Raw genomic sequence first — 12,714 nt, 5'->3', positions numbered from 1 at the left:
TGGTAGGCTGTAAATCCAGACAAACCATTCCTGCTTAATGAAAACTTTATGTCTATTCTGCTTCTTGTTAATTTTCTGCCCGGCTACACCTGCTTTCTGCCAGACCGAACGCATTGACAGTCTTCTCACGACAGCATATCAAAACCATAATCTGAATGGCAGTATTCTTGTGGCAGAAAAGGGTAAGGTTTTGTACAGCAAGTCGTTCGGTTATGCCAACACAGATACCCGTATGGCAAACAGTGAATCTACAAGGTTCCAGCTGGCATCCATTGGCAAAACATTCACGGCGGTAGCTGTTCTCCAGCTCAGTGAAAGAAAAAAACTTAAACTAGATGATCCGGTCGTAAAATATATCCCCGATTTCCCGTTTGCTAAGATCACAATCCGCCAGCTCCTTTCGCATACGTCCGGCTTGCCCGACCTTCAGATATTCAATCCATTTGTGAATGAGCAGCCAGACCAGGTTATAGATAATGCACTGGTTATCCCCGCGCTGAAAAGGTATGACAAACTCGAATTTCCTTCGGGTGAGAAATGGGGGTATTCCAATCCGGGATATTGCGTACTGGCTCTGATTGTAGAAAAAGTAAGCAAGCTGAAATTTATGGATTACCTGTCGATGAATATCTGGAAGCCCGCTGATATGACAGACACTTATTCTTACTCTGCCGCCATGTCACGCCCTGACCCCCTCAGGGCAGAAAGTTACCGGATGCCGATTTTCTCGTATCAGTTGCAAAAAGTGGATACCATGCGAAAGTATAAGGCCTTACTGATTAATTTTGGAGGTTTGCAGGGCCTTGGTTTTGTTGCAAGCACCACCGCGGACCTTCTGAGGTTCGATCAGGCGCTTTATAATGGAGCCCTGCTGAAACCTGCAACATTGGAAGAAGCGTACCGTCCCCAAAAGCTAAATTCCGGGGAGCAGGCAGTGGTGGAACCAGGAAGGCTGACGTTTGGACTGGGATGGTTTATCTCGACAGATACTACCGGTGGCAAGATTGTTTCGCATTCAGGGTTCATTCCTGGGGGTGCCACCATGTTTAGCCGGAATGTTACAAGGCAGCAAGCGGTAATCGTGCTGGACAACGGCGAGAGTGACGGGTTGCATCTCACAGCTGAAAATGTGATGCAACTGATGACGGGTCGTAAGATCCGACCTCAGAAAAAATCGCTTGTCAAGGTTTACACCAACGATCTGCTGATTTACGGAGCGGACCTGGCCGCAGCTCACTTTCATGAACTGAAGCCAGATACCGTGCAGTACCGTTTTTCGCCCGGAGAGATGGACTATGCGGCCAGAGAACTGAATGCTGCCGGGCACAAATCCGCAGCCCTGGAAACATCAAAGTTGCTGACTTTCATAGATCCTGCCTGGCAAACTTTCAACAGCTATGCAGAGCTGCTTCTGACGAATGGGAAATCCGGAGAAGCGAAAATAATGTTCAGAAAATCATTGTCGATCAATCCGGAAAACCATTTCGCCAAAGAAGCATTAGCCAAATTAGGGTCAGATTAAATCCTGATTTGCTACCGAATTACGAAGCATAAGTCCGGATGATACACTCGCCAGCAAAAGTTTCAGGGGGGTACTTAAATCCCTTTTTAGCCATACCTTGCCATTATTGATGGTCGAAACGGCCCCTATGATATTACCGTTCAGCGTGTATTCATAACCGTAGACCTCGTTTTGTGTCAGCAGGGAAGAGGAACCTTTTAATTCCCTGATTCCCGAGATTTCTATGCGCATGTGACCGTTTCGGATAAAGCCCACAGTACTTTTATTATTTAAACTTCTCCCAGGGCCGTCCACATTGTGAACAAGGAAGTCCCAGTTGTCAGCGGGATCACTCGTTTTGACGGTGCCGGCGAAATAGTTTTTGTACTTAAGTGAAATGGAAAAGTACTCCTCCAGTTGGGACAGCTCCGTTTCACGGAATTTGCTCACTACCGCTACGTCCGCTGTCTGTCCGTTGGAGCCATACTGGGTGAAGCTTAATTTTTCCGAAGCACCATTGAAGCGGACAATGAACGGGATACTGTAGCCAAATGTCCATCCCCGTTTTATTTTGTCTGTCCGGAAACTTCCAAACGACAATACCTGGCCTATCAGCGACCCTTGCCTGCCTTTAACGGGGTATATTTCTGTTTCTTTTTCCAGCTCCTGATGAACGGACAGCTCGGCGGTTTTACAGGCCAGTAATGAGCCAGTGAGGAGGGTTGTAATAAAAATTCGTTTGAAGCCAAAGGATGCGATTCTGATTTTGGTATTCATGGCTGATAAATTTTGTTTCACAGTAGAACCACAATCCGGCCCGGAAGTTGTAATGTGGGCGGAGGTATTGAGTAAACGGTAAAAATCGGTCCTGTAGCAAACGGAAAACAACAATTCAAACAACTATCCGAATGACTGGAAAAGTTTAATGTCTACGGACTCGATACAGACAGTAGTAGCTTTCGGATACTTCCAAGTATTAAGGGTATAGTACTTTTAATAGAAGAAATGAGAAACGGACCAGTAAAAATTTTGATATTTCTGATACTCTCCCTGCCCGCACCGCAGCTTTCCTATATGGCAAAGGCACAGAAGCCGGAAACATCGTCGCAAAAGCTAGCGCAACCCCGGCTGGTGGTTGGTATTGTGGTCGATCAGATGAGGTATGATTACCTGTTCCGGTATTACGACAAATATCAGAGTGGCGGTTTCAAAAGAATGCTCCGCGAGGGCTTTAACTGCCGGAATCACCATTATCATTATGCCAATACTTCCACCGGCCCGGGGCATGCCTCCGTATACACGGGTTCGGCTCCGGCTATACATGGCATCATCGCGAACGACTGGTACGTGCGGTCGCTGAACAGGAATATGAATTGCGTTGAAGACAGCACCGAGTCGGGTGTCGGGAATACAAAGTCTGGCCAGAATTCTCCCAGGAATATGCTGGTAACCACGGTTACTGACCAGCTCCGGATTGCCCACAATTTCAGATCTAAAACCATCAGTATCGCCCTTAAGGATCGTTCCGCTATTCTGCCGGGAGGTCATACCTCGAATGGCAGTTACTGGTTCGACGGGGATACCGGAAACTGGATCACCAGTACCTTTTATATGGCCGGGCTGCCAGCATGGGTTCAGGATTTTAACAACAAAAAGTTATACCTCCAGTATCTTTCCAAAGGGTGGAAGCCGCTATTGCCATTGGCTGAGTACCAGGAAAGTACAACCGATGATCAAAGTTATGAAGAGATACTGGAGGGAAGTACCAGGCCTGTCTTTCCATATCCTCTCGTCACCTCTGACCCGGATCTGATAGGGGCCACTCCGTGGGGCAATACCCTCACAAAAGACATGGCCATTGCGGCTGTTAAGGGTGAAAAACTTGGGAAGGGCGCATTCACCGACTTCCTTGCGCTTAGTTTTTCGGCGCCGGATGGGGTAGGACATCGCTTTGGGCCCAATTCCATTGAACAGGAAGATCTTTACCTAAGGCTTGATGCAGAACTTGCCGAACTGTTTGGATTTCTGGACCAATGGGCAGGAAAGGGAAAATACACCGTATTTCTGACAGCAGACCACGGCGTGATGGATGTACCCGAATTTCTGACGCAGCACAAAATTCCTTCGGGCCGGTATAACCCCGTGGAAGTGCAACGGAAAATCAAGGAGCGGGTATCCGGCGAATTTGGCGAGCATTTTATCAAGACTATATCCTCCTGGCAGATTTATCTGGACAAGAAACGGATGAAGGAAAAAAACATATCCATTGAGGCGATTCAGACCGTGATCAGCGAACTGGTCATGGAATTACCTGAAGTGGCCAATGTTATCAATTTGCACAAGCTCCAGCAGGAACCGATCCCCGATTATCAGAAACAGCTTTATCAGAACGACTTCAATGCAAAACGCAGCGGGGACCTGCTGATCCTTTTCCAGCCGGGCTGGATAGGCCGCGGCAAATATGGCACCACCCACGGGACGCCCTACCATTATGATACCCATGTTCCGTTTTTACTGTTTGGCTGGGGAGTAAAAGCGGGAGAGACATTAAACAGAACACATATCAGCGACATAGCACCTACGATTTCGGCATTATTACATATCCTGCCCCCAAGCGGCTCCATCGGAAAGGTAGTGGGGGAAGCCCTGATGCCAGTCAAATAATTGCTTTTCCATGGGTCAGCTGTTGGGTAGTGCAGCATGAGGTACCTCTAAAGCGATTGGTATTTCCGCGTCTCGCACGACGGAATTTTGTAGATTTATTTCCATTCAAGATATATTCTTAGATTATATTGATAAAAAATGGAATTAATCTTAATTTCACGCTGATGTTTTACTCTCCCTGTCGTTCTGCATATTTCTCCGTCCCACTTTTGTCCTAACCCATCTCCGTTGAAGGCTACCGTTAATCCACATTCAAAACAGGATCAGCAGCTCTGGCTAGCTTTTCTGGACGGAGATGAAGAGTCGTATACGCAATTATACAAGCTTTTCATCAGAGATATGTACCGGTACGGATCAAGCCTGGTAACCACTTCCGACGCCTTCGTCCTGGATTGTATTCATGATGTTTTTACGGAGATATGGGCAAAACGAAACCGGTTGTCGGTACCAGATAATGTAAAATATTACCTGTTAAAGGCGCTCAAAACAAGAATGATGCACCTGCTCGAACGGAAGGAGCGTTCCTTTAAGTCGTTGGCCGATGTAGACATAGAGGTTTTTGAACCCAATGATCTTGAAATCCTGGAAGAACTCGAGGCCGCCAGCTCCCGCCAGGAGAGGCTTAAAATACTGATTGCCCAATTGCCGAACAGGCAGCAGGAAGCGCTGAAATTGCGGTTTATCGAAAACCTGAATTACACCGAGATAGGAAATGTGCTGGAAGTCAACAGCCAGTCGGCCAAAAATCTGGTTTTCAGGGCAATTGAGAAACTGCGCGGATGGATCATTCTGTTTTTTATTAACTTTTTTAATATTTTTTTGGGTTAAAGTGAGTACGTTTTGTCAAATCGGTCATCTATTGGCGGACTTAACAAAATCTGATCTCGTTGAAAACTGTCTACTCCCATTTTACTTCATCTGATTTTCTGACGGATGATACCTTTATCAGCCACCAGTTATTGCCGACGAAGACTTCATCTGAATTCTGGGAAGCTTGGTTACAAACGGATCCCGGCAATCTGAACGAATGGGAGCAAGCCATTTTTTTATTGGATTCGGTTCGGCTGGGGCTGCACGATTACGCTTCCACCTATTTATCGGAGGCGATGATCTCGGAATTACTTCTCAAAATCAAAGCCACTAATGCAGCACAGGCGCAAACCCGAAGTCTGAAACTGAGCCCTAAATGGCTTGCGGCTGCCTCGGTTGTGCTTGCGATCCTGGTAGGGAGTTTGATATGGAGAAGCAAGGGCACCAAATCGGATTACAGTTTACATGTTTCGGCGTTGCAGACGGCCTTTACTGAAAAGGTAAATTCAACTGGGCAGGTACAGTTGTTTCTTTTGCCGGATGGCTCCGAGGTACAGCTGCTGCCCCATAGCAAAATCAGCTATGGAAACGATTTTAATCAAACTGACCGCAAGGTACTGCTCTCGGGCGAGGCCTCTTTTGAAGTTACAAAAAATGTTCAGAAGCCTTTTCTGGTATATGCCAACAAGGTGGTAACCCGGGTTTTGGGAACGAAATTTGTCGTGCGTGCCTACGAAAAGGAAACGGAGGTGAAGGTAAATGTGGCATCGGGGCAGGTATCGGTTTACCGGGAACCAGCGGGCCATACCCAGGCTGGCAATGAAAAACCACCGCATAAGGGACTGTTACTGCTGCCCAATCAGCAGGCTGTTTTTTCAAGAAAATCAGAAGAATTCAGCAAGACTTTGGTGGAAAAACCTGAAATCCTGACGTCGGCCGCCACGGACAGGCCTACGTTTATGTACGACGAGGTTTCCATTTCAAAAGTATTTAAGGATATCGAAATGGCCTATGGCATTACCATCCGATATAATCAGGAAGGTCTGCAGGGGTGCCAGCTGAGCGCTTCTTTGAATCATGAATCGTTTGACCAGAAACTGGAAATAATCTGTAAAACGGTAAAAGCAACTTACCAGAAATTTGATGGGCAGATTATCATCAATGGAGGCAGTTGTGAATAAGTATTCCGAAGTATGAACCTAAAATAATGCCAATGAAAACATAAATACCCTACTCTTAAAATAAAAAACCAATGGTGCTTGCATCACCACTGGTTTTGCACCCGGCATTACCAATCAGAAGATTTGGAAACGGGATGGCTATGTCCAGAATCTAATAATACTGAACTGACAAATCAAAATTATGAAAAAAGTAAATCCATACCTAAAAAGGTGTATGAAAATTACCTTTGTGCAAATTGTTTTAGCTTTTCTGTTTGTAGGGGTATCCTGGGCCACGGATGTTTCCGCCCAGGAACTGCTGAACCGGACTATTTCAATCCATGTACAGAACGAGAATATTAAAACTGTTCTGCACATGATTGAAAAAAATGCGGATGTCCGGTTTTCTTACAGTCCTCAGGTGGTACCTCCAAAGCGAACGGTTTCACTCAAAGCAGATAATGTTACGGTGGGAGAAGTACTGGATAATCTCCTGAGCCCTTTGCAGGTAGGGTATATCGTATCCGGAAGACAGATCATCCTCTCACGTAAAACCAATAGCACGGAGAAAAAGGAGGCGAGGGAAGAAAAAACAGAGGAGGTAATTCCCTTGAAAGCCAATGTGAAATCGGTTTCGGGAAAAGTGACGGACGATACAGGTAGTGCACTCCCCGGTGTTACCATTCTGGTTAAAAATTCTCAGACAGGAACCATCAGCGATGCCGACGGCGATTTCCGACTTGATGTTCCCGAAGGCAGCAATATACTTGTTTTCTCATTTGTAGGTTATCTCACGCAAGAAATAGAAATAGGAAAGTCCAACTATCTGAAAGTAAGCATGGTGGTGGATGCCCGTACTTTTGACGAAGTGGTGGTCACAGCATTCGGTATCAAAAAGGAACAGAAATCACTTACGTATGCCACGCAGCAGATATCCGGGAAATCCATTTCTGCCGCTGGTAATCCAAATGTCCTGGGAGGGCTTCAGGGAAAGGTTGCGGGAGTAACAGTGAACCTTAACAGCGGTATGCCGGGAAAGTCTCCGGGGATCAGGATCAGGGGGAGCCGTTCGCTGTCGGGGAATAATTCACCGCTTTATGTAGTGGATGGTCTGCCTATTTCAGGAGGTGACCGTGTACTTGATCTGAACCCAAATGATATTGAGTCCATGAACGTACTTAAAGGACCGGCAGCTTCTGCTTTGTATGGCCTGAGAGCATCAAACGGGGTGGTGGTAATCACGACCAAAAATGGTGCGGGTGCCAAAGGAAAACCTACGGTGAGTTTCGATACCCAGTTCAGTGTGGATCAGATAGGTATGCTTCCGGACCTGCAGATGGAATTCGCGCAGGGCGAAAACGGCGTTTTTAATCCCAATTCCATTTTTACATGGGGACCGCGCATCAGTTCAATGACCACCTATACGAATCAGCTCGGAGAGCAGGAAGAACCAGGGGTGTATGACAACGACAAGGATTTTTTCAGGAATGGAAGTACCATGAACACCAATTTGAGTTTTTCCAATTCAGGTGATTTCGGGAATTTCATGATAGCAGTGGGCAGAAACGATCAAAAGGGAATTGTGCCTAATTCGTCGATGTCCAGAAACAACATCAAATTTAACGGTGATTTTAAATTGCTGAAAAATCTGACCTCCTCCATCTCGGTGAATTATTCGGATCTGAAAGTGGACGATTTTCCGGAAAAGGGAGGTAACGAAAACATTTTCAGAGGGATAACGGAAACTCCTCCTTCCTATAACCTGAAAGGGAAACCTTACGCAACACCGGGGGATCCTTACCAGCAAATATTTTACCGGGTATCGCAGAATAATCCTTACTGGGTGATCAATCATACGTTCAGAAACGAAAAGACCAAACGAACCCTTGGGAATATACTGCTGAACTATAAGTTTACACCTGACCTTGCACTGAATTATCGGGTCGGGGTGGATCATTACACCACGGTCATCAATGATTATAACGAACTCGGTTATGCCACCCGGGGCAGAACCAACCCACCTAGCGGAGGAGACCTTTTTCTGTATACGAGGTTTTCCAACCAGCTGAACTCCAATCTGTTCCTTAACTACAGCAAGCGCATCGGCAAGGTCTGGAATGTGGATGCCATTATCGGGAATGAAGTATTCGACAGTAATTTCCAGAGTATTAACACCACGGGGTCCAATTTGGTGGTTGGAAACTGGCCTAATCTTGCAAATGCCACCCTGATTTCCGCAAGTAACAGTACCAGTAAACAGCGTATCGTTGGATTTTATGGTAATGTCAACATCGGATGGAACGATAAAATTTACATCAATGCTTCGGGCAGAAATGATATCGTATCCAATATGCCGGCAGGCAACCGGTCGTTTTTTTATCCTTCTATCGGAGCCAGTGCCATTGTTACCGAGCTGCTTCCGGAGAGCAAGCAGATCTTTTCATTTGCCAAGCTGAGAGCTACCTTGGCTGAAGTTGGCCAGGCGGGTCCTATTTACGTCAATGGCAGAGGCTTTACAACCAATACGCCAGGATCTTTCGTTTTTCCGTATCAGGGACTGGTGAGCTGGACGCAGAGTTCAACGCGTATCAATCCGAACCTGCGCCCCGAAAATACCCGGACTTTTGAAATAGGCGGTGATCTCCGATTTTTAAGTGACCGGATATCCATTGACTACACCTATTTTGACAGTAAGTCGGACGGGCAAATTTTTAATGTTCCCGTGGCCATTACCACCGGAGCTTCCAGCGAGATCAGAAACGGTGGAAAAATACGCAACAACGGGCATGAAATCGTCCTTTCGCTGGTACCCGTGCAGATCAAAGATTTCAGATGGGAGTTTAATACAAACTTCACAACCTATAAAAGCAAGGTACTGGAACTTTACGGAGGAACCCAGCGGGTAAATATTTCCAGCGGGGTCATCTCACTGGTGGCCGAGGTGGGCAATGTATATCCTCAGTTTGTAGGGACGTCTTATATGAGAGATCCGGCAAGTAATCAGATCATCTATCAGAGTGATCAATCCAAGGTGGATTACGGGTTACCCATCATTAACAATACGCAAAAGGTACTCGGTACACCTACCCCCGATTTTGAAATGAATTTTATAAACAGTTTCACCTTTAAAGGTCTTACCCTGTCGGCCCAGCTGGATTGGCGAAAAGGTGGGCTGATATATAACCATTCGCTGAACGAGTCTCAGAGAAGAGGCCTGGCAGGAGAAACCCGCGACAGAGAGACCTCGTTTGTTCCTGTGGGCAAAAAAGGAACGGTGGCCAACGGGACGGTGGAGATCGTGGGTGATAACGACATTGTCATCAAGAAGGATGTGAATTATTTCAACAATTTATGGCCCAACAGCGAAGCCAGCCTGAGCGACGCATCGTTTGTCAGATTACGGGAAGTAGGGCTGAGTTATAATTTCCCGGCTAAATGGCTGAAAGGGAGGAAAATAAGTGACGCTTCTGTTTACTTCACAGGGCGCAACCTTTTCCTGATCACAAAGGCTTTTACAGATCCTGAGGTCAATATTACCGAAGGATCCTACTCCAGCCCGAATTCACAAGGTATTGAGGTTTCTCAAATTCCCCAGACAAAAAGTTATGGCGCCGGTATTCGGTTGAAATTTTAAATTTTGATAAAGATGAAAAAATTACAGATACTGATTGTACTGCTTCTGTTCATTTCGGCGGCCTGTACGGATGAAATACTTAACAAAATAGACACCAATCCCAATCAGGTAAATGATGCCCCGCTTAAAACCATTTTGCCGCAGGTACAAATGAGTTATGTGACAGAGGTGGCGGGAGGTAGTACCGCTTTAAACGCCTATTACCTGTCGGAGGCTAACACCTTTGTATTAGGGAACAACGTGCTCAAGGATGTGCAGGGGCTGGGATCTCAGGTATGGGGCCAGGCTTATTCGGCCCTGAATGACCTTGCGATTGTAAAGAAAAAGGCCCTGGAAAGCGAAGCGTATACCTATGCCGGAATAGCAGATGTATTAAGAGCATTTAATCTGGCCGCTTTAACGGATCTGTTCGGCGACATACCCTTTAAGGAGGCGTTAAGAGACGATATTGTGAATCCGTCTTTTGATCCGTCCCAGGAAATCTATGCCGAAATTCAAAAAATGCTGGACGAAGCAATCATCAATCTGGAAAAGGAGCCGGGTCCTGTTGCGCCCAAAACGGATGACATGTTTTTTGCAGGCAACCGGGCACTGTGGATTAAAACGGCTTATGGGTTAAAAGCCAGGCTGTATAACCGCCTGAGCAACGTTGATGGTACCGGATCGGCCAATAATGCGCTGGCTGCAATTGCAAAGTCATTCAGCAGTGACGCTGAAAACCTGATATTCTCTAAATTTGCGGATACCCAAACCAACGGAAACCCGTTTTCAGTAGCCAATAACAGCCAGCCAGGATCCAGTGTAGGGAATGGCATCTATCAGGCGATGGCGAGCTTTGGAAGTACTCAGAAAGCCGATGAAGATCCACGGGCTGCTATATGGTTTACCAAAGTAAAAGGACAGATCGTTTCGGCCCCCAACGGCACCGCCAGGGCTGACTTTGGGGAACCTAGGCTCGATGGCGCCTATTATTCCAAACCGGAACTGATGAAATATTTTAATTCTCCGATGCCGTTGCTGACGTTTGTTGAGCTGAAATTCATTGAAGCCGAAGCGCAGCTGAGGCTGGGGGATAAGGCCAAAGCCAATGCGGCTTATGAGCAGGCAGTGGACCTAGCGCTGAAACATGCCGGAGATTACCGGCCTGCGGTAAAACTGAGTGATGAGAAAATCAGCGCCTATAAAAGTTTACCCAAAGTTTTACCCGGCAGCGGAGCGCTGGTTTTGAGTGACGTTATTAAGCAGAAGTACATTTATTTTTATCAGTTTCAGCCTATAGAAGCCTATAACGATGTCAGAAGAACGGGCGTTATTCCGCTTACTGATCCTACCGGAAGAGCATCGCGTTTACCGTACCCCGTTAGTGAAATCACCAGGAACACCAGCACGCCTACAGACATTGATAATATATCGGCGCTGGAAGCCCGTACCAAAGTATTCTGGGCAATAAAGTAAAATGAAAAAGGTATCGTGTTTGCGAGTATCCCGGGCCGGTACCTTTTCATTTTCCGATCTTTTGAATTTGATTTTAGACCTGTTATCCATTACCTGAAACTAAAAAATCATGAAAAGAAGAAATATCATCAAGGCGGGTTTACTGGGGCCGTTCGTTTTGCCGCATCTCGTGTCTTCCGAAAGTAATCCCTTTCAGAAAGGCAAGGAGGGTACCGTGGAAGAACCCCGGCGTTCTTTGTCTGTTGTCAGAGAAACAGATGTGATCGTATGCGGAGGTGGACCGGCGGGTTTCGCCGCTGCGCTGGCCTCAGCCCGGTCGGGTGCAAAAACAACCCTGATTGAGCTGCACGGGTGCCTGGGGGGAATCTGGACGGCAGGCCTGCTCAGTAATATCATCGATCACGAAAATAAAAATGGCATCATGAAAGAACTGATTTACAGGCTGGATCAGTCGGGTGCTCAGTTTACGGCCAAGAAGTACGATGCCGAGCAAATGAAATGGATACTGGAAGAAATGTGCAGGGAAGCGGGGGTGGAGGTACGCCTGCATACACGGGTAACGGCGGCGTATCAGGACAGGAATAAGAAAATTGATTTTATAACTACTGAAAGTTTTTCGGGACGCGAGGCCTGGAAGGCGAAAGTGTTCATTGATGCTACGGGTAACGGCGACCTGGCGGCTCGGGCCGGATGTGGCTTTGATCTTGGTGAGCCTGCAACCGGCCGGGTTCAGCCGATGTCCCTGATGGTGATTTTAAGCGGGCTGAAAGAGGCCGACCTGGTGAAGGAGGGATTTATTGAGGGACTTGGTAAAGACGGGTCACCTTCTACCGAAGGTAAGAAAAAACTGCACGCGGCGATCCTACGGATCGGCTTTGACACCAGTTACAGTATGCCGAGCTTTTTTACCATCCGCCCTGACTCCGTAGCGCTGATGATGAATCACCAGTACGGCGTGTCAGCCATTGATGCCGATGCGATCAGTAAGGCGACCATTGACGCGCGCAACGAAATCAATAAAGTCATAAGCGGGCTGCGGGCAACCGGAGGTATCTGGTCCAATGTAAGAATTGTAACTTCGGCGGCGCAAATCGGTATCCGGGAGGGAAGGAGAATTCATGGGCAGTATATGCTCACCAAGGAAGATCTGCTGAAAGGAGCACAGTTTCCTGATGGTGTATGTGATGTGAAATTCTCTGTGGATGTACATGCATTGGCCAAAGCGGAAGGCGGAGGTTACAGTAACTCCGGCATAAAAATGAAGCCTTACCAGATACCCCTCCGTTCCCTTATTGCTAAGGATGTAACCAACCTGATGATGGCGGGCCGGTGTATCAGCGGTGATTTTTACGCGCACGCAAGCTACAGGGTAACGGGTAACGCCGTGCCCATGGGGGAAGCTGCTGGCAAGGTAGCGGCAAAGGCATCTCTGTCCAACAGGCTGCCCATGGCCGTAAACTGGAGTGAAGTTTCTTAAATCAGGTCACGTT

The 12,714-nt window shown here is 47.0% G+C and carries 8 protein-coding genes; 7 read left to right on the top strand and 1 reads right to left on the bottom strand.

Features of this window, described 5'->3' with window-relative positions; translation table 11 throughout:
* The first annotated feature begins 37 nt into the window (after nt 1-37).
* A complete protein-coding gene (locus tag KOE27_RS13955) occupies nt 38-1,522 on the top strand; it encodes a serine hydrolase domain-containing protein (protein WP_215239475.1) in 1,485 nt (494 codons plus the stop codon).
* Here KOE27_RS13955 and KOE27_RS13950 read toward each other — a convergent pair.
* Nucleotides 1,514-2,278 carry a hypothetical protein gene (locus tag KOE27_RS13950; protein WP_215239474.1) on the bottom strand — a complete coding sequence of 255 codons (765 nt, stop codon included), beginning with the start codon at nt 2,276-2,278 and terminating at the stop codon, nt 1,514-1,516. The genes KOE27_RS13955 and KOE27_RS13950 overlap by 9 nt on opposite strands.
* A gap of 228 nt (nt 2,279-2,506) precedes the next feature.
* Here KOE27_RS13950 and pafA point away from each other — a divergent pair, with 228 nt between their 5' ends.
* The 6 genes from pafA (at nt 2,507) to KOE27_RS13920 (ending at nt 12,701) form a co-directional block, all read left to right on the top strand.
* Entirely contained in the window at nt 2,507-4,165 is a 1,659-nt protein-coding gene (pafA, locus tag KOE27_RS13945; protein ID WP_215239473.1) for an alkaline phosphatase PafA, read from the top strand.
* A 228-nt stretch (nt 4,166-4,393) separates the two neighbouring features.
* The gene (locus KOE27_RS13940) at nt 4,394-4,993 is read left to right on the top strand and encodes an RNA polymerase sigma factor (protein ID WP_215239472.1); all 600 of its coding nucleotides are present in this window, start codon (nt 4,394-4,396) and stop codon (nt 4,991-4,993) included.
* Between the two features lie 59 nt (nt 4,994-5,052).
* A complete protein-coding gene (locus tag KOE27_RS13935) occupies nt 5,053-6,156 on the top strand; it encodes a FecR family protein (protein WP_215239471.1) in 1,104 nt (367 codons plus the stop codon).
* A gap of 214 nt (nt 6,157-6,370) precedes the next feature.
* Nucleotides 6,371-9,769 carry a SusC/RagA family TonB-linked outer membrane protein gene (locus tag KOE27_RS13930; protein WP_215239470.1) on the top strand — a complete coding sequence of 1,133 codons (3,399 nt, stop codon included), beginning with the start codon at nt 6,371-6,373 and terminating at the stop codon, nt 9,767-9,769.
* Between the two features lie 12 nt (nt 9,770-9,781).
* Nucleotides 9,782-11,224, top strand: a complete 1,443-nt coding sequence (locus KOE27_RS13925; RefSeq protein ID WP_215239469.1) for a SusD/RagB family nutrient-binding outer membrane lipoprotein — start codon at nt 9,782-9,784, stop codon at nt 11,222-11,224.
* Nucleotides 11,225-11,333: 109 nt separating this feature from the next.
* Nucleotides 11,334-12,701 (top strand): FAD-dependent oxidoreductase, encoded by a 1,368-nt coding sequence (locus KOE27_RS13920; RefSeq protein ID WP_215239468.1) that lies wholly within the window; start codon nt 11,334-11,336, stop codon nt 12,699-12,701.
* The last annotated feature ends 13 nt before the right edge of the window (nt 12,702-12,714 follow it).

It is taken from the genome of Dyadobacter sp. CECT 9275 (assembly GCF_907164905.1).
GTDB lineage: Bacteria > Bacteroidota > Bacteroidia > Cytophagales > Spirosomataceae > Dyadobacter > Dyadobacter helix.
Note: the sequence above shows the minus strand (reverse complement) of the source record. Positions and strands in the feature narration are given on the sequence as shown.

Bases quoted from the DNA above. Each gene is read 5' to 3' on its own strand.
- KOE27_RS13920 (WP_215239468.1), top strand. From the start codon at position 11,334: ATGAAAAGAAGAAATATCATCAAGGCGGGTTTACTGGGGCCGTTCGTT.
- pafA (WP_215239473.1), top strand. From the start codon at position 2,507: ATGAGAAACGGACCAGTAAAAATTTTGATATTTCTGATACTCTCCCTG.
- KOE27_RS13955 (WP_215239475.1), top strand. From the start codon at position 38: ATGAAAACTTTATGTCTATTCTGCTTCTTGTTAATTTTCTGCCCGGCT.
- KOE27_RS13925 (WP_215239469.1), top strand. From the start codon at position 9,782: ATGAAAAAATTACAGATACTGATTGTACTGCTTCTGTTCATTTCGGCG.
- KOE27_RS13930 (WP_215239470.1), top strand. From the start codon at position 6,371: ATGAAAATTACCTTTGTGCAAATTGTTTTAGCTTTTCTGTTTGTAGGG.
- KOE27_RS13950 (WP_215239474.1), bottom strand. From the start codon at position 2,278: ATGAATACCAAAATCAGAATCGCATCCTTTGGCTTCAAACGAATTTTT.